The sequence below is a fragment of the Acinetobacter sp. XH1741 genome (assembly GCF_041021895.1).
Lineage (GTDB): Bacteria > Pseudomonadota > Gammaproteobacteria > Pseudomonadales > Moraxellaceae > Acinetobacter.
This window is the reverse complement of record NZ_CP157428.1, coordinates 2,520,774-2,546,723: the sequence shown is the minus strand read 5'-3', so window position 1 is coordinate 2,546,723 and position 25,950 is coordinate 2,520,774. Positions and strand designations below refer to the sequence as shown.

Annotated in this window: 21 protein-coding genes and 2 pseudogenes; 15 read left to right on the top strand and 8 right to left on the bottom strand. The window is 39.8% G+C overall.

Annotation, left to right across the window (positions count from 1 at the left end):
• Positions 1-92 precede the first annotated feature (92 nt).
• The gene (gene prmB, locus ABLB96_RS12070; RefSeq protein WP_348897073.1) at positions 93-1,097 is read left to right on the top strand and encodes a 50S ribosomal protein L3 N(5)-glutamine methyltransferase; all 1,005 of its coding nucleotides are present in this window, start codon (positions 93-95) and stop codon (positions 1,095-1,097) included.
• Between the two features lie 12 nt (positions 1,098-1,109).
• Complete coding sequence (gene aroC / locus ABLB96_RS12065; RefSeq protein WP_348897072.1) at positions 1,110-2,201, top strand: chorismate synthase; 1,092 nt, start codon at positions 1,110-1,112, stop codon at positions 2,199-2,201.
• Positions 2,202-2,340: 139 nt separating this feature from the next.
• Here aroC and ABLB96_RS12060 read toward each other — a convergent pair.
• Positions 2,341-3,315, bottom strand: a pseudogene (locus ABLB96_RS12060) (GGDEF domain-containing protein); the annotation flags it as partial.
• 90 nt (positions 3,316-3,405) lie between these two features.
• Between ABLB96_RS12060 and ABLB96_RS12055 the strand changes: the two are divergent.
• Positions 3,406-4,538, top strand: a protein-coding gene (locus tag ABLB96_RS12055) for an IS3 family transposase (RefSeq protein WP_225367773.1) whose coding sequence is annotated in 2 segments (ribosomal slippage) — positions 3,406-3,658 and positions 3,658-4,538 — 1,134 coding nt in all. Because the reading frame shifts where the segments join, the coding sequence is not laid out codon by codon here.
• A 62-nt stretch (positions 4,539-4,600) separates the two neighbouring features.
• On the opposite strand, the pseudogene ABLB96_RS12050 reads toward ABLB96_RS12055, so the two are convergent.
• A pseudogene (locus ABLB96_RS12050) lies at positions 4,601-4,855 on the bottom strand (GGDEF domain-containing protein); the annotation flags it as partial.
• Positions 4,856-5,175: 320 nt separating this feature from the next.
• On the opposite strand from ABLB96_RS12050, the gene ABLB96_RS12045 reads away from it, so the two are divergent.
• On the top strand, positions 5,176-5,928 hold the full coding sequence (locus ABLB96_RS12045) for an iron-containing redox enzyme family protein (protein WP_348898551.1): 753 nt from the start codon (positions 5,176-5,178) through the stop codon (positions 5,926-5,928).
• Between the two features lie 54 nt (positions 5,929-5,982).
• Here ABLB96_RS12045 and ABLB96_RS12040 read toward each other — a convergent pair whose 3' ends face one another.
• Positions 5,983-7,122: a transcriptional regulator gene (locus tag ABLB96_RS12040; RefSeq protein WP_348898550.1), complete on the bottom strand. Its 1,140-nt coding sequence runs from the start codon at positions 7,120-7,122 to the stop codon at positions 5,983-5,985.
• Between the two features lie 157 nt (positions 7,123-7,279).
• Positions 7,280-8,266 carry a lipoyl synthase gene (lipA, locus tag ABLB96_RS12035; protein ID WP_348898549.1) on the bottom strand — a complete coding sequence of 329 codons (987 nt, stop codon included), beginning with the start codon at positions 8,264-8,266 and terminating at the stop codon, positions 7,280-7,282.
• Between the two features lie 364 nt (positions 8,267-8,630).
• Between lipA and ABLB96_RS12030 the strand changes: the two genes are divergently transcribed.
• Genes ABLB96_RS12030 through ABLB96_RS12005 form a run of 6 tightly spaced genes read left to right on the top strand, consistent with a single transcriptional unit; the run spans position 8,631 to position 15,478 of the window.
• On the top strand, positions 8,631-9,593 hold the full coding sequence (locus ABLB96_RS12030) for a thiamine pyrophosphate-dependent dehydrogenase E1 component subunit alpha (protein ID WP_191000137.1): 963 nt from the start codon (positions 8,631-8,633) through the stop codon (positions 9,591-9,593).
• A gap of 13 nt (positions 9,594-9,606) precedes the next feature.
• Positions 9,607-10,626 carry an alpha-ketoacid dehydrogenase subunit beta gene (locus ABLB96_RS12025; protein ID WP_016805198.1) on the top strand — a complete coding sequence of 340 codons (1,020 nt, stop codon included), beginning with the start codon at positions 9,607-9,609 and terminating at the stop codon, positions 10,624-10,626.
• 1 nt (position 10,627) lies between these two features.
• Entirely contained in the window at positions 10,628-12,163 is a 1,536-nt protein-coding gene (locus ABLB96_RS12020; RefSeq protein ID WP_348898339.1) for a 2-oxo acid dehydrogenase subunit E2, read from the top strand.
• 10 nt (positions 12,164-12,173) lie between these two features.
• Positions 12,174-13,577, top strand: coding sequence for a dihydrolipoyl dehydrogenase (gene lpdA, locus ABLB96_RS12015; protein ID WP_348898338.1), 1,404 nt, complete (start codon positions 12,174-12,176; stop codon positions 13,575-13,577).
• 26 nt (positions 13,578-13,603) lie between these two features.
• Positions 13,604-14,389, top strand: a complete 786-nt coding sequence (locus tag ABLB96_RS12010) for an acetoin reductase (protein ID WP_348898337.1) — start codon at positions 13,604-13,606, stop codon at positions 14,387-14,389.
• Positions 14,390-14,419: 30 nt separating this feature from the next.
• Entirely contained in the window at positions 14,420-15,478 is a 1,059-nt protein-coding gene (locus ABLB96_RS12005; RefSeq protein WP_348898336.1) for a 2,3-butanediol dehydrogenase, read from the top strand.
• A gap of 48 nt (positions 15,479-15,526) precedes the next feature.
• On the opposite strand, the gene ABLB96_RS12000 is transcribed toward ABLB96_RS12005, so the two are convergent.
• Both ABLB96_RS12000 and ABLB96_RS11995 read right to left on the bottom strand, forming a co-directional pair.
• The gene (locus tag ABLB96_RS12000) at positions 15,527-16,438 is read right to left on the bottom strand and encodes a bestrophin family protein (protein ID WP_348898335.1); all 912 of its coding nucleotides are present in this window, start codon (positions 16,436-16,438) and stop codon (positions 15,527-15,529) included.
• Between the two features lie 69 nt (positions 16,439-16,507).
• Positions 16,508-17,779 carry a sigma-54 dependent transcriptional regulator gene (locus tag ABLB96_RS11995; RefSeq protein ID WP_348898334.1) on the bottom strand — a complete coding sequence of 424 codons (1,272 nt, stop codon included), beginning with the start codon at positions 17,777-17,779 and terminating at the stop codon, positions 16,508-16,510.
• Between the two features lie 191 nt (positions 17,780-17,970).
• Here ABLB96_RS11995 and ABLB96_RS11990 point away from each other — a divergent pair, with 191 nt between their 5' ends.
• The 4 genes from ABLB96_RS11990 to ABLB96_RS11975 all read left to right on the top strand — a co-directional run bounded on the left by ABLB96_RS11990 (position 17,971) and on the right by ABLB96_RS11975 (position 22,469).
• Positions 17,971-18,666 (top strand): MBL fold metallo-hydrolase, encoded by a 696-nt coding sequence (locus ABLB96_RS11990; RefSeq protein WP_348898333.1) that lies wholly within the window; start codon positions 17,971-17,973, stop codon positions 18,664-18,666.
• Positions 18,667-18,675: 9 nt separating this feature from the next.
• Positions 18,676-20,331, top strand: a complete 1,656-nt coding sequence (locus ABLB96_RS11985) for a TIGR01244 family sulfur transferase (RefSeq protein WP_348898332.1) — start codon at positions 18,676-18,678, stop codon at positions 20,329-20,331.
• Positions 20,332-20,564: 233 nt separating this feature from the next.
• The gene (locus ABLB96_RS11980; protein WP_348898331.1) at positions 20,565-21,356 is read left to right on the top strand and encodes a sulfite exporter TauE/SafE family protein; all 792 of its coding nucleotides are present in this window, start codon (positions 20,565-20,567) and stop codon (positions 21,354-21,356) included.
• Between the two features lie 108 nt (positions 21,357-21,464).
• A complete protein-coding gene (locus ABLB96_RS11975; protein ID WP_348898330.1) occupies positions 21,465-22,469 on the top strand; it encodes a homoserine dehydrogenase in 1,005 nt (334 codons plus the stop codon).
• 32 nt (positions 22,470-22,501) lie between these two features.
• On the opposite strand, the gene ABLB96_RS11970 is transcribed toward ABLB96_RS11975, so the two are convergent.
• A complete protein-coding gene (locus tag ABLB96_RS11970) occupies positions 22,502-23,419 on the bottom strand; it encodes a DMT family transporter (RefSeq protein WP_348898329.1) in 918 nt (305 codons plus the stop codon).
• 166 nt (positions 23,420-23,585) lie between these two features.
• Between ABLB96_RS11970 and ABLB96_RS11965 the strand changes: the two genes are divergently transcribed.
• Positions 23,586-24,440 (top strand): helix-turn-helix domain-containing protein, encoded by an 855-nt coding sequence (locus ABLB96_RS11965; RefSeq protein ID WP_348898328.1) that lies wholly within the window; start codon positions 23,586-23,588, stop codon positions 24,438-24,440.
• A 17-nt stretch (positions 24,441-24,457) separates the two neighbouring features.
• Here ABLB96_RS11965 and chrA read toward each other — a convergent pair whose 3' ends face one another.
• Positions 24,458-25,804 carry a chromate efflux transporter gene (gene chrA / locus ABLB96_RS11960; RefSeq protein WP_348898327.1) on the bottom strand — a complete coding sequence of 449 codons (1,347 nt, stop codon included), beginning with the start codon at positions 25,802-25,804 and terminating at the stop codon, positions 24,458-24,460.
• Positions 25,805-25,950 lie beyond the last annotated feature (146 nt).

The window sequence follows — 25,950 nt, the reverse complement described above, 5'->3', positions numbered from 1 at the left end:
TAAAACACGGGTTCACAAGGCAAAGCGTTGCGTTGCTTGGTTTCACTCAGTAGAATAGTCACTTTGCAAAATTTGCCTTTGGAGACGCCTAAGTGGAGCGACCGACGATTAGCCCTGAACATTTACAGGAAGCTGCTGAAAATTTATCAACAATTCGAGATTTTATTCGTTTTGGGGTATCAGCATTACGTCAACATGATGCACATTTAGGACAAGGTACTGAAGATTATTTTGCAGAAAGTTCTGCATTAGTTTTACAAACCTTATCACTTGAATGGTCAGCAGACTCAGAAATTTTAGATGCTAAGCTTTTACCAAGTGAAAAAGCAGAATTCTTAAGTTTGTTGGAGCGTCGTATTAATGACCGTATTCCGACTTCTTATCTATTAAATTTAGCTTATTTCTTTAATAAGCCATTTTATGTGGATGAGCGTGTACTTATTCCACGTTCACCAATTGCAGAGTTAATTGAGCAACGTTTTGCGCCGTATTGTTTAGATGAAAATGGTCAAATGCGTGAAGCACTCAACAGCTTACCAGAAAATCCAAAACCTAAGACCCCACAGCGTATTTTAGATATGTGTACAGGTTCTGGCTGTATTGCTGTAGCTTTGGCTTATGCTTATCCAGAAGCAGAAGTAGATGCAACGGATATCTCTAAGGAAGCTTTAGAAGTAGCTTCAATCAATGTTGAACACCACAATAAGCAATATCAAGTTGCGTTACTTGAATCTGATTTATTCGCCAAAATTCCAGCTGAAAATCAGTACGATTTAATTGTAAGTAACCCGCCATATGTTGATGCCGAAGATATGGCTGACCTACCAGAAGAGTTTTTACATGAGCCTGAACTTGCATTAGCAGCGGGTCAAGATGGTTTAGACTTAGTACGTAAAATGCTTGCTCAAGCAGCAGATTATTTGACAGAAGATGGTTTAATTGTCATTGAAGTGGGTAACTCTGAATGGGCAATGCGTCAGAACTTCAATACCATTGATTTCAACTGGCTTACTTTCCAAAAAGGTGGCTCAGGTATTTTTGCTTTGACTGCTGAACAATGTCGTCGTTATAGAAAATTATTTGAAGAACAAGCATAAGGAGTTGGACATATGGCAGGGAACACTATTGGACAACTCTTTCGTGTAACCACATGCGGTGAATCGCATGGTGTTGGGCTAATGGCAATTGTTGATGGCGTGCCACCAGGCCTTGCATTAACCGAAGAAGATCTACAAATAGATTTGGATCGCCGTAAGCCGGGTACATCAAAGTTTGCGACTCAGCGTAAAGAGCCTGATCAAGTTGAAATTATTTCAGGTGTGTTTGAGGGTAAAACGACTGGTACGCCAATTGGTTTACTGATTCGTAATACTGACCAAAAATCGAAAGATTATGGAAATATTGCGCAAACCTTTAGACCGGGTCATGCCGATTATACCTATACACAAAAGTACGGTTTCCGTGATTATCGTGGTGGTGGCCGTTCAAGTGCCCGTGAAACTGCTATGCGTGTTGCAGCGGGTGCTATTGCTAAAAAATATTTAGCAGAAAAATTTGGTGTGTTGATCCGTGGTCATGTCACTCAAATTGGTAATGAAGTTACGGAAAAGTTAGATTGGAATGAAGTTCCAAATAATCCTTTTTTCTGTGGCGATGTAGATGCAGTTGCTCGTTTTGAAGCATTAGTTACGTCTTTACGTGAACAAGGTACAAGCTGTGGAGCTAAGCTAGAAATTTTAGCTGAGAAAGTTCCGGTAGGCTGGGGTGAACCTGTTTTTGACCGTTTAGATGCCGATATTGCACATGCGATGATGAGCATTAACGCTGTTAAAGGTGTAGAAATCGGTGATGGTTTTGCAGTAGCAGGCCAATTTGGTCATGAAACTCGTGATGAGTTAACCAGTAATGGTTTTTTAGCGAATCATGCGGGTGGTATTTTGGGTGGTATCTCAAGTGGACAGACCATTCGAGTAGCTATTGCACTCAAACCAACAGCTAGTATTACAACTCCAGGTAAAACGATTAATTTAAATCGTGAAGATACTGATGTCTTGACCAAAGGTCGTCATGATCCATGCGTTGGAGTTCGAGCAACTCCAATTGCAGAAGCTATGCTAGCAATTGTTTTAATGGACCATTTCTTACGTCATCGTGCTCAAAATGCCGATGTTGTTCCACCATTTGCTCCTATTGAACCATAGTTATAGCTTTTAATTACTGGATTGAAAAAGCCACATAATCAAGATTGTGGGGCTTTTTTTATGCTTATTAAGATCAAATCATTTAAAATATTACGCACAAAATTTTAAATTAATATTTAAACAATCTATTAATTAATCATTAAGTTAAATCAACAAGTTGTTCTTCATTTAAGGCAATTTGGTACTGGTTTCGCCCATTTGTTTTTGCTTGATATAGTGCGTGGTCAGCACGAGTAACAAAGGCAGCAATTGAATCATTTAAGCGTGGAATAGTGGTTGTTACTCCTACACTGATTGTCACGTAGGGTGAAACAGCACTGCATGGATGAACAATTGCAATTTTTTTAATTGCATTCATTAATCTTTCAACCTGAATTTGGGCTTGCTGTGCATTGGTCATAGGGAAGAGGAGTAAGAACTCTTCACCACCATAACGAGCAACCAAATCTCCACTACGAGCAGCAATCGAAGAAATCGCAGTAGCAATATCTTTTAAACATTGGTCACCCTTGATATGCCCTAAGGTGTCGTTATAGGATTTAAAGAAATCAATATCCACCATCATAATGGTAAGTGGCGTTTCATGGCGTAGAGCACGTCTCCATTCATTATCAAGTGTTTCATCAAGATAACGTCGGTTAGCAAGTCCAGTTAGAGCATCTTGTTGAGAAAGTAATGACAGTTGCTGAGCCTGTTGCATAAGTTCAATACGATTGAGCTCAATCATGCAGTTTTGTAAATAGTTTTCCCGATGCTGACGATCTGTTGCATAGGCAAGGGTCATGCCTAAGAAGCTACTAAAGGTATAGGTTCGGTTCAAAAACGTCCAGTCTATGTCACCTTTCACATAGGTACTGACCAAAATACCAATAAGACCACCGACCCAACCGGCAATAATGGCGGTATAAAAACGCATGCCAACCGCACCATAAATAATCACAATCGCATACATCATTGCTGCATGAAAAAGAACATTATCTTGGCCGTTTTCTAAAACGTTAATTAAAATAAAGGTGATAGCAACGGCGGAGGCAGAGCCAATTCCGACATAATAATCAAACCACTGATTTAATTTTTTAATAAATGATAAAATCCATGCAATTAAAACAATTATACAGAGGTGGATCAGGAAATTTGAACAACACTTATAAGTGATATTTTGCTCCCCAAATGATGTTATAAACATCAATATATGGAGTATTTTATGGCACGTAGACCAAGAAGAAATCATTCAAATGATTTTAAAGCTAAGGTAGCACTTGCTGCGATTAAAGCAGAAAAAACACTTGCTGAATTGAGTGCTGAATTTGATGTTCATCAAAACCAAATTATCGACTGGAAAAATCAACTGATTTCAGCTTCCTCGCAAGCTTTCGATCAATCAAAAGCTCCAACAGAACCACCCATCGATCTAAAAAAACTACATGCAAAAATCGGTGAGCAGGCATTAGAAATTGATTTTTTAGAAGGTGTGTTGAAGAAACTGGGCCGCTTCAACCACAAAAGTTAATCGATGACTCACTTCAGATTTCAGTATCTAAGCAAGCTCAGCTGCTGAAAGTCTCCCGTGGTTGTTATTACTATCGCCCAAAACCTGTGAGTGCATCAGATCTGAAGCTGATGCGGTGTATGGATGAGTTACATATGCAATACCCTTTTGCAGGTAGCCGTATGATGCGTGATTTGTTGAATCGTCAAGGACATCATATAGGACGACGTCATACACGTACTTTAATGAAGAAAATGGGCATTAATGCGTTATATTGCAAACCAAATTTAAGCCAGGCTAATCAAGCTCACCGCAAATATCCATATCTGCTCAAAGGATTGGCTATTCAGCGCAGTAATCAAGTGTGGTCTACGGATATAACGTATATCCCTATGGCAAAAGGCTTTGTTTATTTATGTGCTGTGATTGATTGGCATAGCCGCAAGGTACTTGCGCATAGAGTATCGATTAGTATGGAGGTTACATTTTGCATAGAAACATTAAATGAAGCTATTGAAAAATATGGTCGACCTGAAATATTTAATACAGACCAAGGCAGTCAGTTTACCAGTGATGCATTTATTGATGTATTGAAATCAAATGACATCCAAATCAGCATGGATGGTAAAGGTCGATGGGTTGATAATGTGATGGTTGAACGATTATGGCGGAGCGTTAAATATGAAGAGGTGTATCTCAAAGCCTACAGCAATGTTTTGGATGCGAAGAAGCAATTAAACGCATATTTTGAATTTTATAATTTGAAACGACCTCATTCGAGTCTGGACAAAATGACTCCAGATGAGTTTTACTATGACCAGCTACCACAACAAAATAAGGTAGCTTAACTAGAGCAGAGTATCACTTATAAATAAGCTTTTAGTTGTTCAAACATGTGGGACCACCTCTTACCTACCCAAGAATAATAGCTTAACCAGGATAAAACTTGCTCGGTTGGTAAAACTTGATATATACCAAAGCTTAAAAATAAATATAATATTAAAATAATAGGTGCTCTATAGCGAAACTCATAGGCTGCACCATTTTGATATTGAGAACGATAAATCGTTTCAAGTTTTTTTGGAAACCATACGAAGTTTAATCCGCGTGTGGTTAATAAATCTATTTGTTCCTGTCCCAATATATTGGAACCTTGCAACTTCATAATTAATGCTCTCTATATTGGAAGTTGGCATAAAATGCGACTTGTTTTATTAAAGTTCCATCTAAAAATATTGGTTATATATTGTGTGGTTTATTCAAAATAATAATACAGATTTTTTAAAAAAGTAATGATTTTTATAGGCCCTTATTGTGATAAAAATCACGACATTTCAATGATTAGCGTCACAATTATCTAAAGACTCAAAAGCTTTGAGAAAAAGTTACAAATGGTCGATTAAAGATTGTATCTTTATCATTTTCGGATAGACTTATAGCCGTGAAGTACAGATGATTGCTGTCATATAAATAGGAAAATTAGCAATGACTGCTCTAAATCAATATGGAATGAGTTTAGAAATTACACCGCATAATGGATGGTCTCAGCGGTTTTGGGAGGATCTTTTACCAGTGAAAGAACGGGTGAGTAAACATCCGTTTTTTACTGAAATGGCCAATGGGGGATTGAGCCTTGAAAGTTTCCGTTATGCCTTACTTAATTTCTATCCATTGGTGGCGCATTTCCCATCGTATATGGCGGGTGCGTTAACTAAAGCAACAGCTTTTGCTGAACCGGGTGTTACAGAAGCACGAGATTGGTTAATCCAAAATATTAAAGTCGAAGAACGACATTTACAATGGTATCGTGATTGGGCTAAAGGTTTCGGATTAACTGTAGATCAGCTGGATAATGTGCGGCCACCTGCTGCAATGAACGCGGTCAATCATTTTCTATGGAATATGAGCTATCGTGGTAATTTAGCGGAATGTTTGGCGGCTACCAATTTGGCAATTGAATGGGCAACAGGCGACTGGTCAATTCAGGTTTATAAAGGTATTCATGCATATACCGATCACCCTCAGGTCACCATTGATAAGCGTTCTTTAGCGTGGTTACGTGCTCATGCCCACTATGATGATTTACATCCATATGAAGCTATGGAATTAATTAAACGTTTATGTAATGACCGACCAGACTGGCAGGTCAAGGCGTTTAATGCGGTTGAGGAAGGGCTACGTTATTATGAACTGGCTTTAGATGACTGTTATAAAGTTCAGCTTGCAACAAAAGTTTGATTTTTTATAAAAAGGAAGAAATATAAAATTTCTTCCTTTTTTATTGCCTTTATTTTATTCAAGTAATTTTAAAAGTTTTGCCCGATAAGGCGTATCTTCTGGTAATAATTCAAGTAAACGTTCAACGGCATCAACACGGTCTGGTACACGGCTGACCACGCGTAACAGTTGATCTACATCATCAATTTGGTAAATCACATGACTTAAGCGAGCATCAAAGCAATCTCGCCACGCACATAAGAATGGGCTTTCTGATTTGGCTAAGAAACTCCCTCTATAGAGAGTAAGGGTTGTCGATGTGAAACCTAGATTTAATGCTTGCTCTGCCATTAAGAAATCACACTGAATTTCACAATTAAGTTTATATGGACGTGACTCAATCACATCGGGAATCACATTTCTAAGTTGGGAAAGTTCAGCTTTTAAAGTCGTCGTACTTACTGGACGGTCACCATATAAAGCATAGTGAAGCTCTTCTAAATTAATGCCTTCTGGGCATAATGCAAGAATACATAAAATTTCAATTTGGCGCTGTGTAAGCGTTAAAGCATGTTGATTATATTGAACTTTAGGAGTGCCTAGAGCTTTAATATATAAAATGTTTTTTTGGTGAAGCTGAATGGCTTGTTTTACGATATCAGCACAGCGCTCAACGGCTAAAATACCAAGAGAGTTATGCTTTTGGTACTTTGTCGATAAGTTCATAATCCCATAAAACTGGCCTGTACTTGCATCGGTTATAGGCGCGGCATAACACACCCAGTCTCTAACACTATTCATCTGATTTTCATGTGAGTAAACACAGCTTGCAGAATGTGTATTGAGTGCAAGACCAATTGCATTTTGTCCAACCGCTTGAGTTGACCATTGCCCACCTTCAACAAAATGGACTTGTTCAGCAGATGAGCGCATAGGTGTGCTGCTCCATGTCCAAAGTAGGGTACCATGAGGATCCGTTACACCAATTGCCATATCGGCATCTTCTGCAATATGCATTAAATTTCTGTGACACTCGTGAATTGAGCGTCCAAACAAGGACTGCTGCCATTCCTGATCAAGATCAAATATAGGTGCGGCATCAAGATCTAATGACGGTTTATTCGCTAAATACGCTGATTTAGGGTGTGTTTCCTGTCTAAAGAAAGACGGAAGGTGTTCTATTGACGGTAATAATAGTTGTTTTGACATATCCATATCGAAATTCCTTTATTGCTGAAATGGCGTATCCGTGGCCGCTCAACAGGTTTACTTTTATTATTGTGACTATTTCCTCGTTATTTCATTTACCTTAAATAATTTTAATGGATTTGACCATTAGCCAATTGGGTAAGTTTTGTTATTTCATCTTGTTTTATGACAAGACATCCTCTCTTGAAAATGGCTTCGGTGCAGGTTCACCGAAATATTGTCGATCAGCAAAATAGCTAGAACGCACCATCGGCGCACTCCAAATGTTTTTAAAGCCTAGCCTTTTGCCATGTTGAGTATACCTTTCAAACTCTTGTAAATTTACAAACCGATGAATAGGGGCATGTGACTTCGAAGGCTGTAAGTATTGTCCAATAGTCACTAAATCTACTTGATGATCTTTTAAATCGTTGAGTAGAGCCAGTACTTCTGCCTCAATTTCTCCTAATCCAACCATTAGGCCGCATTTGGTTTTGATATCAGGACAGTATTTTTTAAAACGTTTTAGCAACTCTAGTGAATGTTGATAGTCTGAGCCGGGACGCATTGCTTTGTATAAGCGAGGAACTGTCTCGATATTGTGATTAAACACATCTGGTGGAGATAAGCTCAAAGTTGAGAGAGCAGTTTCTAAACGACCACGAAAATCAGGTACTAAAATTTCAATTAGTGTTTCTGGACAACGCTTTCTGATTTCTTCTATACACTTTACAAAATGTGCTGCTCCACCATCATGTAAATCGTCTCGATCTACAGAAGTAATCACGACATATTTTAAGTTTAAGTTTGCGACTGTTTCTGCCAAGTGTTTCGGTTCATTTTCATTTAGAGGCATTGGACGACCATGAGCTACATCGCAGAAAGGGCAACGTCTTGTACAAATATCTCCCATAATCATAAAAGTTGCCGTACCGCCACCAAAACATTCGGGTAAATTTGGACATGCCGCTTCTTCGCAAACGCTATGCAACTTCTGTTGGCGCAGCAGATTTTTGATGCGTTGAATTTCTTCGAAATCAGTTATTTTTGCCCGAATCCAGTCTGGTTTCTTAGGTAACTCCTCGGTCGGTAAAACTTTAATAGGAATACGAGAAACTTTATCGATTCCTCTTAATTTAATACCTGCTTCTATTTGCCTTTTTAGGTCCATATATAAAATTCCATTTCATATTTTTAATAATATGTGACTAGACTCTATATAATAAAAATTACGATCCATTAAATAAAATAATAGAGGATTTATTAACGAATATAGTACACGGTTAACATTGTAAATTAATAAAGGTTGGTTAAAGGTTTGTTTTACAAGCTAATGAAATTTATTAAAAATTTTTAAAATTATTTTTAATTTTTAAGTTTATGAAAAATAAAAAATAATAAGCATTAAAATAATTTAAAACTTTTTAGTCTAATAGCATATTAAATTAAATTGAGCTTTATTATTTGTAGCGAAATATATAACTTTCGCTGAACTTGGTTGGTTTTAAATAATCAAGATAATAAAGGAAAAGGATATGCAATTAACGGAAGAGCAATTACTCGCAGCATATAAACGCATGCGTGATATTCGTGAATTTGAGGATCGACTTCACGAAGAAAATACCAATGGTGATATTCCAGGTTTTATTCATTTATATAGTGGAGAAGAAGCTGTTGCAGTTGGGATTTGCGAAAACTTAACCGACAAAGACTATATCACTTCAACACACCGTGGACATGGACACTGTATTGCAAAAGGCTGTGACATTCACGGCATGATGCTAGAAATTTTCGGTAAAGATGACGGGCTATGTCGTGGAAAAGGCGGTTCTATGCACATTGCCGATTTGGATAAAGGTATGCTCGGTGCCAACGGAATTGTAGGTGGTGGGCCTCCTTTAGCAATTGGTGCGGCGTTGACAGCGAAAACCTTAAAGACTGGTGGTGTCGGACTGTCTTTTACAGGTGACGGCGGCTCAAACCAAGGCCTTACTTTTGAAGCGATGAACATGGCTGTTGTTCTTAAACTTCCAGTAATTTTCGTTTTTGAAAATAACGGTTTTGGCGAAGGTACTGGTCATGATTACGCGGTAGGAAGCAAAGACATTGCTGGCCGTGCAGCAGGCTTTGGTTTACCGGCAGTTAAAGTTGACGGTACAGACTTCTTTGCTGTCTATGAAGCCGCTCAAACTGCCATTGAACGTGCACGCCGTGGTGAAGGTCCGAGCGTGATTGAAACCATTACAAACCGTTTTTATGGCCACTTTGAAGGTGACCCTGGCTTGATTCGTTCTAAAGAAGAAGTCGAGTTCATTAAAGAAAATAAAGATCCTTTGAAAATTTTCCGTGAGAAAGTCAAAGGCAAAATTGATGAAGCCAAACTAGACGAGATTGATGCAGCTTCAAAGGCAAATGTTGATGATGCCGTTGCTAAAGCCCGTGCTGCGGCATACCCAAAACCAGAACAACTCCTTACTGACGTCTATGTCTCTTACTAAAGGAATAGTAAAGATGCCAAATAAAAGTTTTCGTAATGCAATTAAAGAAGCCATTGAATCAGAAATGCGCCGTGATCCAACCGTATTTGTTGTTGGTGAAGATGTTCGTGGTGGGCACGGCGGTAAAAATACTGAAGAAAATCAGTTAGAAGGTTTCGGTGGTGTATTGGGCGTAACCAAAGGTTTATGGACAGAATTTGGTTCGGAACGTGTTATTGATACGCCAATTACCGAGTCTGCAATTATCGGTATGGCCGCTGGTGCTGCTGCAACAGGTTTACGTCCTGTTGCCGATTTAATGTTTATGGACTTCTACGGCGTGTGTCATGACATGCTCTATAACCAAGCCGCTAAATTCCGTTATATGTTTGGCGGAAAGGCAAAAGCACCAATGGTTGTACGTGGCATGATTGGCGCGGGTTTCTCTGCAGCAGCTCAGCATTCTCAGTCGCCATATAACGTATTTGCCGCGGTTCCGGGCTTAAAAGTTGTAGTTCCATCTAGCCCATATGATGTGAAAGGGCTATTAATTCAGGCTATTCGTGATGATGACCCAGTGGTGTTCTGTGAACATAAAATGCTCTATGACATTAAAGGTGAAGTTCCTGATGAGGCCTATACCATTCCTTTTGGTGTAGCAAATTACACCCGTGAAGGGACAGACGTGACCATTATTGCTTTAGGCCTGATGGTACACCGTGCTAATGAAGTAGCAGACAAACTGGCAAAAGATGGCATTTCGGTTGAAGTGGTCGATCCTCGTACGATTTCACCTCTAGATGAAGAAGGAATTTTAGAGTCTGTCGCATCGACTGGGCGTGTGGTTATTGTGGACGAATCAGCAGCACGCTGTGGCTTTGGTCATGATGTTGCTGCCCTGATCGCGCAAAAAGGTTTCCACTATTTGAAAGCACCTGTTGAACTCGTAACGCCACCACATACGCCTGTTCCATTCTCTCCAGTTTTAGAAAAAGAATGGATTCCAAGTGTAGAGCGTATTGAGCAAGCTGTGCGAAAAACATTGGAGGCTTAGGATGAGCGAAATTAAAACGCTGGAGATCCCGAAATGGGGATTATCCATGGAAGAAGGCACGATCGCCCAATGGTTGATTAAAGAGGGTGATAGCTTTAATAAGGGCGATGAAATTTGTGAAATTGAAACCACAAAAATCGTCAATGTGTTAGAAGCGCCTTTTGCTGGAACGCTCCGTAAAATTTTAGCGAAAGATGGTGATACTTTACCTGTTGGTGGTCTTATTGCCGTATGTGCTGATAGTGAAGTTTCTGATGCAGAAATTGAAAGGTTTATCGCATCACTAGGTGGTTCAGCAGCTCAAGCACCTGAAGCACCTTCGGAGCAAAGTAAAGCGGAAACATCTGCACCTGTTGCTGAAAAAGCAGAACAACCACAGACTGTAGCAGCTAGTGCGCCAGTTCCTGTAAAGGTAGCGAAAGGTGACTACGCTGTACCAGAGTCATTACAAGGCTACCAAACATCTGATGATTTGTTTGCAACACCACATGCGTTAAAGCTTGCAGAAAAGCACAATGTAAACTTGGCAAAAGTCACAGGTTCTGGTCGTGAAGGACGTATTAGTGTTCAAGACATCCAGAAGGCTGTACAGGCTGCTGGTGGTCAATGGCCTGATGTTAAGCAGCAAACTCAAGCTAAAGTGGTTAAATCTACGGCCGATGATAGCCAAGTTTTAGCGACGCCTGTAGCACGTCGTTTAGCAAAGCAGTGGGGCATTAACCTAAATGACTGTCGTGTTTCAGGTACTCGTGGCCGTGTTTGTAAAGAAGATGTTGAGGCAGTTTACTATCGTAATAACCCAACATCGGTAAATGAACAACCTGTGCAATGTGCAGCTCAACTACAATCGACCATTACTACTGTGGCGATGAATGGGATGCGGAAAGCAATTGCTTCACGGTTACAGGCTGCAAAACGTAACGCACCGCATTTCCGCTTAGTGGTCGATCTTAACGTAGAGGCTTTGCAAAAACTACGTAAGCAGATTAATGAGACTGTTCCACAAGTGAAACTTTCGATTAATGACATGCTAATTAAGGCAGCGGCGGCGGCACTGATTAAAGTACCTGAGGTGAATGTTCAATTTGATGAGGCGACTCAATCAATTTTACAGTTCTCTCAAGCGGATATTTCGGTGGCCGTAGCGATTCCAAACGGTTTAATTACACCAATTGTGAAAGCTGCGAATCAGAAGTCTTTAGCACAGATTTCCGATGACATGCGTGATTTGGCAACGCGTGCCAAGACTGGCAAGTTACAACCTGACGAGTTTCAGGGAGGCAGCTTTAGCATTTCAAATTTAGGAATGTTAGGCATTAAACAGTTCGATGCCATTATCAACCCACCGCAAGGTGCAATTATGGCATTAGGTGCTTCTGAATCACGTGCTGTTGTTGAAAATGGCAATGTAGTGGTTCGTGAGATTGTTACAGCGACGTTGTCATGCGATCACCGAGTCATTGATGGTGCAGTTGGGGCGAAATTCTTGGCCAGCTTTAAGCAGTTTGTTGAAAACCCTGCTTTAATTTTGGTGTAGGAGGACCCCCATGTCAGAAGCTCAATTTGATTTAATTGTGATTGGCGCGGGACCGGGTGGGTATGTGGCTGCAATTCGTGCAGCCCAGCTCGGGTTAAAAACCGCAATTGTAGAAGAGCAACATTTAGGCGGAATTTGTCTAAATTGGGGCTGTATTCCAACCAAAGCTTTGCTTGCAGGGGCAGAGCTCGCAACCCAGTTTAAACATGCCGGACAGTTTGGTTTTCAGGTATCCCAACTCGATTTTGATATTCAAAAGCTTGTGCAACATAGCCGACAAGTGTCAGCTCAATTAGTACAAGGCATCGATTACTTGCTTAAAAAGAATCAGGTGACGGTTTTTAATGGTCGTGCTCAGCTTATGGCAAAAGAAAAACTTGAAGTGACAGATGCTCAAGGAAACAGTCAAGCTTTAAGTGCACCGCATATTATTTTGGCAACTGGAGCTAAAGCTCGACATGTTCCTCAACTTCCTGTCGATGGAACATATGTCTGGAGCTATAAAGAAGCGCTTGTTCCAGAGCAGTTACCGAAAAGTTTGCTGGTTGTAGGTTCAGGTGCAATTGGTAGTGAGTTTGCCAGCCTTTATCAAGACTTGGGTTGTCAGGTAACTTTAATTGATTTGGCTAAACAAATTTTACCAACCGAAGATGCAGAAGTTGCTCAATTTGTCAGAAAACAGTTTGAACAAAAAGGAATGAAAGTCTTAACTGATGCCGTTGTTCAAAGTATTCAAATTGAAAATGGTCAAGTTCACTGTGTGGTTGAAACGGCAAATGATGTTCAAACGCTTGTTTTTGAGCGTGTACTTTCGGCAATTGGTGTACAGCCGAATACCACAGGGCTAGGACTAGAACGTTTAGGTGTAGAACTGAATCCACAAGGTTTTGTGGCAATTGATGACTATTGTAAAACCAACGTAGTAGGACTTTATGCCATTGGTGATGTGGCTGGTGCACCGTGTCTTGCCCATAAAGCAAGTCATGAAGCCATAATATGTGTCGAGAAAATTGCTGGTGTAGCAAACGTCCATTCACTGGATCGTAACCAGATTCCGGGTTGTATTTTTACTCATCCACAAGTGGCGAGTATTGGTTTAACTGAAAATGTAGCAAAAGCTAAGAATCTACCTATACGTATTGGTAAGTTTTCTTTAACTGCAAATGGTAAAGCTTTGGCAATTGGAGATGCGTCAGGTTTCGTTAAAACGGTGGTACATGCAGAGACGGGTGAATTACTTGGTGCACATATGGTCGGCCATGAAGTGACCGAACATATCCAAGGATTTGCCATTGCGAAATATCTAGAAGCAACTGATGAAAGTTTAGCTAAAGTGATTTTCCCGCATCCAACATTATCAGAAGCCATGCATGAATCCATTTTGGCTTCCATGCAACGAGCGATTCATATGTAGAAATTCTACATTTACAGGAGTTGAACATGGTTAAGGGATTAAAAAATAAAGTCGTTTTAGTGACTGGGGCAGCTCAAGGCATTGGCCGTGGGATTGCCCTACGCTTGGCGCAAGAAGGGGCACATATTGCATTAGTGGATATGAAACAAGATCGACTAAACGATGTGCAGCAGGAAATTCAGGCCTTAGGTGTAAATGCGAGCACTTTTATTGCTGATGTAAGTGACCGCGAGCAAGTGTATGCCGCTATAAATCATGCTGAGCAGACACTTGGTGGCTTTGATGTCATGATTAATAACGCTGGAATTGCACAAGTTCAGGCGATTGCGGATATCACACCCGACGAATTCCAAAAAATTGTTGATATTAATATTGGTGGAGTGCTGTGGGGAATACAGGCTGCTGCTGCAAAATTTAAGCAGCGGCAACATAAAGGTAAAATCATTAATGCTTGCTCAATTGCAGGCCACGACGGGTTTGCTTTACTCGGTATTTACTCGGCAACTAAATTTGCGGTACGAGCACTTACCCAAGCCGCGGCAAAAGAATATGCCAGTCACGGTATTACGGTAAATGGATATTGCCCCGGAATTGTCGGAACGGACATGTGGGTTGAAATTGATAAGCGTTTTGCTGAAATTACCGGTGCAGCAATTGGTGAAACTTATAAAAAGTATGTAGGCGGCATTGCTTTAGGTAGAGCCCAAACACCAGACGATGTAGCTGCATTAGTTGCTTTTCTGGCAAGTGAAGGTTCGGACTATATTACGGGTCAATCCATTTTAACGGACGGCGGAATAGTCTATCGCTAAAAACAACATCCTGATTTGAGGGAGATCATAATGAAAGCAGCGCGTTTTTATGACAGAGGTGACATTCGTATTGAAGATATCCCTGAACCAGAAGTCACTCCCGGCACTGTAGGTATTAAAGTGGCTTGGTGTGGAATCTGTGGTACAGATTTGCACGAGTTTATGGAAGGGCCAATTTTTATTCCACCATGTGGACATCCACATCCTATTTCGGGTGAATCTGCGCCAATTACCATGGGACATGAGTTTTCAGGTGTGGTCTATGCCGTAGGTAAAGATGTTGATGATATTGAAATTGGACAGCATGTGGTGGTAGAGCCTTATATTGTGGCCGATGATGTACCGACTGGACCAGGCGATAATTATCATCTTTCCAAAAATATGAACTTTATTGGTTTAGGTGGTCGTGGTGGTGGTTTATCCGAAAAAATTGCGGTAAAACGCCGTTGGGTGCATCCAATTTCCAATAAAATTCCACTCGATCAGGCGGCCTTAATTGAACCATTATCTGTGGGTCATCATGCTTATGTTCGTAGTGGTGCAAAAGCTGGTGATATTGCACTGGTTGGCGGAGCCGGCCCAATTGGTTTATTACTTTCGGCAATTTTAAAAGCGAAAGGTCTTAAGGTAATCATTACAGAGCTAAGTGCAAAACGTAAAGAAAAAGCCAAAGAGTCGGGAGTCGCAGATTATATTTTAGACCCATCAGAAGTTGATGTTGTTTCTGAGGTCATGAAAATTACTAATGGCAATAGTGTTGATGTCGCGTTTGAATGTAGTAGCGTTAACAAGGTATTAGATACTTTGGTTGCGGCAGTGAAACCAACAGGCGTTATTGTTATTGTTTCGATTTGGAGCCACCCTGCATCAATTAATGTGCATAGTGTAGTAATGAAAGAGCTTGATGTACGAGGCACAATTGCTTATGTAAATGATCATCAGGAAACCATTAAATTGGTCGAAGAAGGTAAAATAAATCTGGAACCTTTTATTACCCAGCGCATTCAACTTGATGATTTGATTTCAAAAGGTTTTGAAACATTAATTCATAACAATGAGTCAGCCGTTAAGATTATTGTACATCCATAAATAGACACTTAAGCCTATAAAAAAAGAGCGATGATTCGCTCTTTTTTATTAAAGTAAATTGTTGTTTTGGGCTTCAATAATAGGGGGTAATGGCTGCCCTAAAGAGCTTAAAGACTCTCGTTCAATCAAACGTACAATTGAATCAAGCGGTAAATCATTTTCTTGCAAACCAAAAGGTTCTTCAATTTGAGCACTTAAGGCATCTAAACCTAAAAACATGTAAGCGATTAAGCCGACAATAAGCGGTGTCCAAATACCTAAAGCTGCTTCTAGGCTAAACGGTAATATGAAACAGAAACAATAAACAGCGCGATGTAAAAGTACAGAATAAGAGTAAGGTAAAGGTGTACCGGCAATACGGTCACAACCTGCTTGGATATTACCTAGCTCAACAATATGACGCGTCAATGTGCCATAGATAATGTCACTAATTTCGCCATCTTTTAGGGCTTTGACTAAATCTTTTTGAATATTTTCGAGTACAAACTGAGGCGCATTAATATGCTCATTTAAATAATCGAGTGAGGAGTTATTTAAATAGGCGTGTTCAAGAAATTTGGTTGGCTCGGCGGTTTGCTGGCGTAAGCGATCACGCAATAAATTACTAAAAATTAAGACCTGATGGATTAAATGTTCACGTTGTTCATTGGATAGAACATGGCTGTCTCTGACAATATGTCTGGCATTGGCAATTAGTGCGCCCCAAAGTTTACGACCTTCCCACCAACGGTCATAACAGGCATTATTTCTAAAGCCCGTACAAATGGAAAGAATCACGCCAAAGATGGTAAATCCGATCGCAGGTACGGTAGGGATTTGAATCCAATGGTAATAAGAAAGCCAAACCACACATGCTGAAATAAGCACAACAAAAATGAGAGCAGGTAAAACCTTGGGTAGAACAGTTCCTTTCCATGCAAATAAGAGTTTAAAAACGCTGCTTTTATCGCGAACAATCATAGAAAGCCTTTGAACTAATGGACCTAACCAACTGCAATATGATACGCCTTAGATGAGCTAAATACCTAGTTAAAGCTTATGTTTTTGTCTATATCGCCAAAGGGTAGTACGGCTAATTCCAAAAATATTCGCGACCATATTTAGGTTATGGTTATATTTTTCCAAAGCTGCCTGCACATTTTCGGGAGTAAGCTCTGTATTTGATTCTGGTAATTTAACGTAATCATCTGCATTTAAAAGTTCATTTGGTAAGTCTTCAATATCTATTGCGTCCTTACCATTTGCCATGGTTAAAGCATAAAGCAGGGTGTTTTTTAGCTCACGAACATTTCCCGGCCAGTCATAATTTAATAGAACCTGCATAGCTTTTTGATTGACATGACGAGGCATTGTGTCTAGTTGAGTTGAGCTTTCTTTTAAAATCTGATCGACAATGAGCGGAATATCAACTTTTCGTTCTCTAAGTGGCGGTATAAAAATTGGAATTACGCGTAAACGATAGAGTAGATCATGGCGGAAACGCCCGGCCTTAGCTTCTTCGCGTAAAGCTTTATGTGTTGCGGTAATAATCCGAACATTGGCTTGAATCGCTTTTTCACCACCGACAGGCGTAAATTCACCTGTTTCTAACACCCGTAATAATTTTGCTTGAAGCTCTAAAGGAATCTCGGCAATTTCATCCAGAAACAGCGTTCCGCCAGCGGCACGTTCAAACACACCTTTGTGGTCACGAATTGCTCCTGTAAAAGCACCTTTCACATGCCCAAACAGTTCGCTTTCTAGAATATTGGCATTAAGAGCTGCACAGTTGATCGCTACAAAAATCTTATTTTTACGTTGGCTATAATCATGAATTGCTTTCGCCACCAGTTCTTTACCACTACCAGATTCGCCGCGGACAAGCACGGGAAATTCAGTAATTGCCACCCTTTGAATAATTGAAAACATACGAGCCATTTCTGGTGAGCAGCTATTAAAAACTTTAGCTAAGTCTTGTAATTGTTCTGTTAGCTCTGCTTCATCAGCAATATCATTTTCTGCGCCAACTGGCTGTAAAATATGGAGCTTGCCAATAATGCGATGCTCGGCAATATAAATATCATGTTCTTGGTAGATAAATCGCTTTCTTATTTTAGGGGTATTAATTTCAAGATATTGATTGTGGTGATCTTGAGTAAGCGCTGCCATACTCTCAACAGAAATATCGTTGGTGTTAAATTTATAGTGAATTGCGTGAGTCGATGTGTCTGCTAAAAATAAGCTTGCACTCGGGAATAAAGCCTTAAGCTGCTCAAATAAAATATAAAAATCTTGTTCTGACTCAAAATTCAACTTTGCCATTGTCTGTGTTTCACTATCGTTTCATTGAAACATACTTTAGTTTCAAAGGAACATCAAGCGAAGTTTGTTTTCCAATTTTAATTTCATTTTTTATTTTAAATATATGATTTTTATATTTATTATTTAATTTTAGATAATTGGCATCTTATTTGCAAAATATAGGAAAGAAATAAATTATTAGGGTATAAATCATGTTCTTTAAACAGTTTTTTGAACAAGAAAGTTCGACTTATACATATATGCTTGGATGTGAAGAAACGAGAGAAGCAGTTTTAATTGACCCAGTTGCATCAGATATAGAGATTTATGCAAAAGAATTAGAGCGGCATCAATTTACGCTCATCTATACCTTAGATACACATGTTCATGCAGACCATATTACTGCTGCAAATTTACTGCGCGAACGTTTCCGTTGCAAATCAGTTTTACATCGAAACTCAGATGTAAGTTGCGGAGATATTTTAATTACAGATGGTTGCACACTTAAATTGGGTAATCTCACTATTGAAGCACGTTATACACCCGGTCACACCAATGCCTGTACAAGTTATTTGGTGGGAAATATGGTTTTCACTGGTGATGCATTATTAATTGATGGCTGTGGTCGAACTGACTTCCAGCAAGGTAATGCAGGCACACTTTATGACAGTATTCATAAACAACTTTTCAGCCTGCCTGACGACACTATTGTGTATCCGGGACATGACTATAAAGGTCGTTTATCTTCAACAATTGGTTATGAACGCTTAAATAACTCACGCCTAGGTCAAAACCGCTCGCGCGAAGATTTTATTAAATTGATGAATAACCTAAATCTACCATACCCAAAACAAATCGATAAAGCACTTCCTGCCAATCAGGCTTGTGGCTCAATCTCACAATTATAAGGTGGCAATATGGAACTCAAACGAATTAATCAAGATTTTTATGTTGCAGCTCAAATCACTGCTGATGATGTCGCAAAAATTGCAGATCAGGGCATAAAAACTCTGATATGTAATCGTCCAGATGGAGAAGGCGCAGACCAGCGTAATGTGATTGAAATTGAAGAAGCCGCTCAGCAGTATGGCCTAAACGTAATTTATCAGCCTGTTACGAGTGGCAAAATTACCGATGAGCAAGTTGCCGAGTTTAAGCAGCTTTATCAGAATGCACCAAAACCTGTTTTAGCGTATTGCCGCTCTGGTATGCGTGCAATGAGTTTATGGGCTTTGGCCGAAGTTGCTCCAAAAGATGCAGCTCTGTTAGTGGAATTGGGTAATAAACTTGGGTTTAACTTGAAAGGTTTAGTGCCACGTATTTTGAAACGGGATCATGAGCCAGCCACCATTCCTTGTTATAGCGTCGTGATAGTTGGCGCTGGAGCAGCTGGAATTTCTGTAGCATCGAGCTTACTTTCTCGTGAACCTCATTTAGATATTGTCATTATTGATCCGGCAGATACCCATTATTATCAACCGGGCTGGACTATGGTCGGTGGTGGTATTTTTAAACCACAAGTAACCGCACGCTCAATGGCAAGTGTGATTCCTTCAAAAGTAAAATGGATGAAAGCCGCAGTTGCTGGATTCGACCCTGAGCATAATCAGGTTATTTTGGAAGGATGCCAGCCTATTCAATATAAAGCCTTGGTTGTTTGTCCAGGCTTAAAACTCAACTGGCATAGCATTGAAGGTTTAGTCGAAACCTTAGGAAAAAATGGGGTGACGTCTAACTATCGATATGACTTAGCGCCGTATACATGGGAACTGGTGCAACAGCTAAACGGTGGAAAGGCAATCTTTACCCAACCACCCATGCCGATTAAATGTGCGGGTGCTCCTCAAAAAGCAATGTACCTTTCAGCTGACTATTGGTTAAAGCAAGGCAAGCTTAAGAATATCTCTATCCATTTTTATAACACTGGTGGCGTTTTATTTGGCGTGAAGGAATATGTACCTGCACTAATGCAATACGTCGAAAAATATGGTTCTGAACTGCACTTTAACCATCAACTCGTCAAAGTAGATGGGCCTGCAAGAAAAGCATGGTTTAAGGTCGTAAATGATGAAAATGCAGCATTGGTCGAGACTGATTTTGATCTGTTGCATGTTGTTCCACCGCAACAAGCACCTGATTTTATTCGTGCCAGTACACTTACTGATGAAGCAGGCTGGGTCAGTGTGAATCCTCAGACTTTACAACACACAGAGCATACCAATATTTTCGCTTTAGGTGATGTGATGAATGCACCTAATGCAAAAACGGCTGCTGCCGCACGTGCACAAGCACCAATCGTTGCTGTAAATGTGATCGCCCAGCTCAAAGGTGAGCAGAACTTCTGTGAATACAATGGCTATGGCTCATGCCCACTTACGGTAGAGCGTGGAAAAATCGTACTAGCAGAGTTTGGTTATGGCGGTAAGTTGCTTCCAAGTTTTCCAAAATGGGTAATTGATGGGCAAAAACCATCTCGTTTGGCATGGCTACTCAAAGAACAGATTTTACCACCGATTTACTGGCAAGGCATGCTCAAAGGCCGCGAGTGGATGGTCAAACCTGAGCGAGGTTAAGCAAAGCAACGCTTTGTACGAGCGCAAGGCGAGAACTGTGTTCGAGTTAAGAGGATAAACGAAGCAACGCTTTGTACGAGCGCAAGACGAGAACTATGTTCGAGTTAAGAGGATGAGTAAAGCAACGCTTTACCCTGAGAAGCGACTAAAGCTTCGCAAGAAGATGAGAACTTACTCACTCATCATATGGTAGTCCACTGTAAATGATGTATATGCAATTTTAGGCTTTTGATATGTTATTACTTGTCGTTGAAGGCATCGTGATTGGCTTTTTACTTGGTCTAACTGGTGCCGGTGGCGGTATTCTTGCTGTCCCTGCACTAATGTCGAGTCAAGGTTGGAGTGTGGCACAAGCAGCACCGATTGGTTTACTCGCTGTTGCGCTATCTACACTTATTGGAACCATTGAAGGGCTATTTAAAAAGATTGTCCGTTACCGCGCTGCAATCTGGATTGCCCTAATTGGTGCTCCTATGGCGCATATCGGCATTTTAATAGCTAACACGATTTCGCCTGTCTGGCTCATGTTAATGTTTAGCTTAGTCATGTTTACAGTGGGCTATCGGCTCATTAGTAACCGAGTATCAGATTTTCATAACCCACCGTGTCAGGTCAACCCAAGTACAGGGCGTTTTATCTGGAATTTTAAAACTGGTGGTGTGCTTGCAAGTATTGGAATTATTGCGGGACTCTTAACTGGCATGCTAGGTGTTGGTGGTGGCTTTGTAATTGTGCCAGCGCTTAGAAAAGTCACTAATTTAGATATGCATAGTATTGTTGCAACTTCACTGATGATTATTTTTCTCATTAGTGGCATAAGTATTATGATGCATATTGCAGAGGGTTTTCATTATCCAGTAGCCATTACTAGTGCATTTGCACTTGCATGTATGGCAGGTATGTTATTAGGTCGCCGAGCCATTCGTTTTATTCCAGCGGCAATTGTACAAAAAGTCTTTGCTTTAATGGTTTTTGCTGTCGCAATTTATATGGTTATTAAGATTGTTAATCTAACAAATATCTAAGAGATATAGTATTTTAACCATCTTTATGAATACTGAATTTCCAGAGATGAGGCGTTAAAACTATTTTTGGAAATTTGATTTAAACCACTTAAATTTTGAGAAAGCGATATGAAGCGAGTTAACGTGGCAATTTGTGGTTTTGGGCGGATTGGGCAACAAATTGCAGAGCTTCTTTTAATTCGATCGGCATATTATAAAGATAAATATCAAATTGATGCCCGCTTAGTCGGTGTGTGTAACTCATCATCAGGCTTAATTGATCAAGAAGGTTTGCAAGCTACTCAGTGGTTAGATAAGTCAAAGTATCAAACAGGCTTAACTGAACAACAGTTTTTAGAACAGGTTCAAGCCGATGTTATTATTGAGACTGGCCCAAGTGATTATGTGACAGGTGGAAAAGGCCTATTTTATTTAAGTTATGCTTTAACACATAACATGAATGCGATTGCAGTATCGAAAGGTGCTCTAGTCGTAAATGGTAAAAAATTAATTAATTTGGCACATACACATCAGCAAAAATTATTTTTTAGCGGTGCAACGGCTGCGGCGTTACCGACCGTTGATTTGTTTGAATATAACTTGGCGGGCTGTCAAATTTTAGAAGTTGAAGGTGTTTTTACCGGAACCACAAATTTTATTTTAAATGATATGTTACAACATGAATGTACATTTGCAGAATCACTTGAAAAAGCTCAAGCAAAGGGTATTGCAGAACCTGACAGTTCTTTCGATGTAGATGGGTGGGATACCGCAGCCAAAATTACGATATTAGCTAACACTGTTTTAGGCGCTGATGTAAAAATTCAAGATATTCCAAAACAAAGCATTAGCCATGTGACTGCCGATCATATTCGTGATTGGAAAAAAGAAAATCTAGTTCCTCGTCTGGTCGGTTTTATTCATATTGAAAATCAGCAAATTCAAACAGGTGTTGAATTACGGCTAGTCCCGACAAATCATCCTTTTGCTCATCTGCAAGGTTCTAATAAATGCATTCGGGTGTTAACGAAAGAAATGGGGGAGCTTGTTGTAAGTGGAGGAGCATCTGCGCCCTTAGCCACTGCTGCTGCGGCTTTAAAAGATTTTGAGCTAATGCTAAAAACCCACTGCTAAATCTGTATCAGCACTTATAAAAAAGCAGGCTTTTAAGCCTGCTTCTCACAATTTTTTTGACTACTAAATAACTTTTTTCCAATTTCAAACTTACTGAACATTAAGTAGTTGCCAAGTAAGATTAATAAAATTCCAAATACAGCATTTAGCGTCCATACATAACCTTCAAAGAAAGTAGAAACAGTTAGAGCAACTAAAGGAAAAAGCAACGTGCTATATGCTGCTTTGGCTGCACCAATGCGTCCAACCAAAGAAAAATAAGCAGAAAACCCAATCACTGTACCAAATACAGCCAAGTAAAGTACTGAACTTAAAAATGGGAAATTCATCGGAGGCATTAAATTTTGGCCAGTAAATAAAGCCAGACTTAACATCACCAAAGATCCATAGGTCATGGCATAACAGTTCGTTGAAAAGATATTTAGACCACGCTTTTGATGTCTAACACTAATCATATTCCCTAAAGAAAAACCGTAAGTGCCTATAGCACATAACCCGATACCCATTAATAACTGCGCATTAAACTGACTATTTATGAGGTCATGCCAAAAGAGTAAAACGATGCCACCTAAGCCTAACAGTGCAGCTGGAGCAAAGTTTGGTGAAGGTTTCTGCTTAAAAAAGATCAGCGCATTAATGGCATTAAAGAAAACAGCCATCGAAAAAATGACGGACTCTAAACCGCTGTTTACATATTTAACTGCGGTATAAAAACAAATAAAGTTTAGGCCAAAAACACAAAGCCCTTGCAGCATACAGAACAAGTGATCTTTTAAAGCAATTCGCTGTAATTTTCCTGAAAATAGTAAAGCGACCCAAAGTAATAAGGCAGAAATGGCAAAACGCCATAAAATTGCGACAACAGGTGTTGCATAATGGCTCTGAACGGCAATTCCAATCCATGTTGTTCCCCAAATCAACACCACCGCAACATAGAGTAAAATATTCATAAGTTCATCCTCGATTACCAAGTTTAAGTATCTAGGAATGCTTCATTTTTCACGTATATATTCTTGTGTTGTACATGCAAGATCTTGCGTTTTTTATAGATCTAAACTAGCTGAATTTTGCTGAATATGGTTAACTTAAGCTCAATGATATTCGTTTTTATTTTGCATGGCCTATCAAACTTTAGAACAGCTACAGCAATCTAAAGCCAAGCTTCACGAAACCGTGGTGCTTGATGAAAATATGCAACTTGCATTTTGGTCTAATCAGCAAGATCGTGTAAGTGTCTGTAGCGATCACCATACTTTAAGTCTGTATATTCAAGATGGCTATGAAAGCTATCAAAAAACACCTGCGGGCTGGAAAAATGGTGGGGGGCCGGGGCGTTTCTGTTTATTGCCTGAGCATCAGGAGTCGACTTGGGATATACGAGGTGGGCTTAAATTTGTTCACTTGTATTATACCGACCAGCACTTGCGTGATGTTGCTGAAAAAATATGGGACAAAGAGCCTAATCAAATTGAATTAAACGAAGTTGTCTTTAATGACGATGAACGGATTCGTGCGCTATATCAGTTTTTCCTACTAGATTGTGACTGGAGCGATTCAGCAAACCACTTACAAATGAGTACTACAGCCAGTTTATTGCTAAATCACTTAATTCGAAGATATAGCAGTGTTCAATGGCAACAGCCGACGATTAAAGGCGGGCTCGCTCCTCATAAACTCAAATATATTCAGGAATGGATTGAAGATCATCTCGATCAAGCGCTGACTTTGTCTGATTTAGCAAATGTTGTGAATTTAAGCGAATATCATTTTGCACACATGTTTAAGCAATCTATGAATATGGCTCCTCACCAATATGTTATGCAAAGACGTTTAATCAAAGCAAAGGGCCTGATTCAGTCTTCTCAGCTTTCTTTGCAAGATATTGCCTTAGTGTGTGGTTTTAGCTCAGCAAGTCATTTAAGCCATCGTTTTAAACAGTTCTATGGAATGAGTCCTTCACAATTAAGGTAAAGGACGCCTTGCAATTTTTATAAAAGATAAACAATTAAGCCAATCAGTGCCGATGCAAAAATGACGTACAGCACGTTAACGTTAAAGCGGAATAAAGCAATAAATGCTGCAATGGTAATGACGGCTGAAATAGCGTCAAAGTGACCAGAAAAACCGTGCGGCCATAGCACATGATAACTAAAAAATAATGCCAGATTTAAAATGACACCGACTACTGCCGCAGTAATCGCAGTGAGTGGCGCCGTAAACTTTATTTCATTATGTGTAGATTCAATAAAAGGTCCACCTGCAAAAATAAAGACAAATGAAAAAAGAAAAGTAAACCAAGTCACAATGACTGCACCAAGTACTCCAGCAAAAAATAGATGCTCAGTACCCAGTAACGAATGATTGACACCTCCTAAGAAGCCAACAAAGGCAACTACCATAATGAGCGGGCCGGGTGTGGTTTCCCCAAGTGCCAATCCATCAATCATTTGAGTGGGTGAAAGCCAGCCAAAATGATTAACAGCACCTTGATAGACGTAAGGTAAAACCGCATAAGCACCACCAAAAGTAAGCAATGCTGCTTTAGTAAAGAACCATGCCATTTGAGTATAAGAGTGATGCCATCCGAAATATGCGCCTAAAGCTAAAATGGGTAATAGCCATAGAACGATTGCCATAAAAATAAGTCTAGCTAATCGTGCCCAATGGAATTTAGCATGCTCGGGCGTAGGGGTATCATCATCAATTAAAGCACTACCATAATCTTTTTGACTAGCTTTATGACCAGCTGCAGAGGAAAGGAGCTCAGGGTACTTTTTACTAACTAAATAACCTGCAATGCCTGCTGATAAAACAATAAGAGGAAAAGGGAGTTTTAAGGCAAATATTGCCAGAAATGCTGCAATTGCGACGAACCATAGAAACTTATTTTTAAGTGAACGACTGCCTATTCGATAAGTTGCATGAAAAACAATGGCGGTAACAGCTGGCTTAATCCCGTAAAAGATCCCTGCAATAACAGGGACGTCTCCAAATTTTATATAGACCCAAGACAACCCAATTAAAATAAATAAAGACGGTAATACAAATAAAATACCTGCAACTAATCCACCAGCAGTTCTATGCATAAGCCAACCAATATAGGTTGCCAATTGCTGTGCTTCAGGACCGGGTAACAACATGCAGTAGTTCAGTGCATGCAAAAATCTTTTTTCAGAAATCCAACGCTTTTGTTCAACCAACTCCTGATGCATGACGGCGATTTGTCCAGCAGGTCCTCCAAAGCTAATAAAGCCCAGCTTGAGCCAAAATAAAAAGGCTTGCCAGAAGCTAACTTGCTTAACACTTTCAGGCAAAGGGGATTTATCATTTTCCATTTTTTATCCCATTAAAATTGGTTGATACAACTAAGTAATATCATAATAGCAATTACGAATGAATCGAGTAGGTTGAGATATACTATGCAGCTAAGATACAGAATAAAAAGGAATTTCTTATTATTTTAAAAAGATATTCTTCTAAA

What these genes read in the sequence shown, in the direction of transcription:
- ABLB96_RS11965 (WP_348898328.1), top strand. Translation starts at nt 23,586, where the DNA reads ATGGCCTATCAAACTTTAGAACAGCTACAGCAATCTAAAGCCAAGCTT.
- ABLB96_RS11970 (WP_348898329.1), bottom strand. Translation starts at nt 23,419, where the DNA reads ATGAATATTTTACTCTATGTTGCGGTGGTGTTGATTTGGGGAACAACA.
- chrA (WP_348898327.1), bottom strand. Translation starts at nt 25,804, where the DNA reads ATGGAAAATGATAAATCCCCTTTGCCTGAAAGTGTTAAGCAAGTTAGC.
- ABLB96_RS12025 (WP_016805198.1), top strand. Translation starts at nt 9,607, where the DNA reads ATGCCAAATAAAAGTTTTCGTAATGCAATTAAAGAAGCCATTGAATCA.
- lipA (WP_348898549.1), bottom strand. Translation starts at nt 8,266, where the DNA reads ATGGACCTAAAAAGGCAAATAGAAGCAGGTATTAAATTAAGAGGAATC.
- aroC (WP_348897072.1), top strand. Translation starts at nt 1,110, where the DNA reads ATGGCAGGGAACACTATTGGACAACTCTTTCGTGTAACCACATGCGGT.
- ABLB96_RS11975 (WP_348898330.1), top strand. Translation starts at nt 21,465, where the DNA reads ATGAAGCGAGTTAACGTGGCAATTTGTGGTTTTGGGCGGATTGGGCAA.
- ABLB96_RS12030 (WP_191000137.1), top strand. Translation starts at nt 8,631, where the DNA reads ATGCAATTAACGGAAGAGCAATTACTCGCAGCATATAAACGCATGCGT.
- ABLB96_RS12045 (WP_348898551.1), top strand. Translation starts at nt 5,176, where the DNA reads ATGACTGCTCTAAATCAATATGGAATGAGTTTAGAAATTACACCGCAT.
- ABLB96_RS12040 (WP_348898550.1), bottom strand. Translation starts at nt 7,122, where the DNA reads ATGGATATGTCAAAACAACTATTATTACCGTCAATAGAACACCTTCCG.
- ABLB96_RS12005 (WP_348898336.1), top strand. Translation starts at nt 14,420, where the DNA reads ATGAAAGCAGCGCGTTTTTATGACAGAGGTGACATTCGTATTGAAGAT.
- ABLB96_RS12020 (WP_348898339.1), top strand. Translation starts at nt 10,628, where the DNA reads ATGAGCGAAATTAAAACGCTGGAGATCCCGAAATGGGGATTATCCATG.
- ABLB96_RS11985 (WP_348898332.1), top strand. Translation starts at nt 18,676, where the DNA reads ATGGAACTCAAACGAATTAATCAAGATTTTTATGTTGCAGCTCAAATC.
- ABLB96_RS12000 (WP_348898335.1), bottom strand. Translation starts at nt 16,438, where the DNA reads ATGATTGTTCGCGATAAAAGCAGCGTTTTTAAACTCTTATTTGCATGG.
- ABLB96_RS11995 (WP_348898334.1), bottom strand. Translation starts at nt 17,779, where the DNA reads ATGGCAAAGTTGAATTTTGAGTCAGAACAAGATTTTTATATTTTATTT.
- lpdA (WP_348898338.1), top strand. Translation starts at nt 12,174, where the DNA reads ATGTCAGAAGCTCAATTTGATTTAATTGTGATTGGCGCGGGACCGGGT.
- ABLB96_RS11980 (WP_348898331.1), top strand. Translation starts at nt 20,565, where the DNA reads ATGTTATTACTTGTCGTTGAAGGCATCGTGATTGGCTTTTTACTTGGT.
- ABLB96_RS12010 (WP_348898337.1), top strand. Translation starts at nt 13,604, where the DNA reads ATGGTTAAGGGATTAAAAAATAAAGTCGTTTTAGTGACTGGGGCAGCT.
- ABLB96_RS11990 (WP_348898333.1), top strand. Translation starts at nt 17,971, where the DNA reads ATGTTCTTTAAACAGTTTTTTGAACAAGAAAGTTCGACTTATACATAT.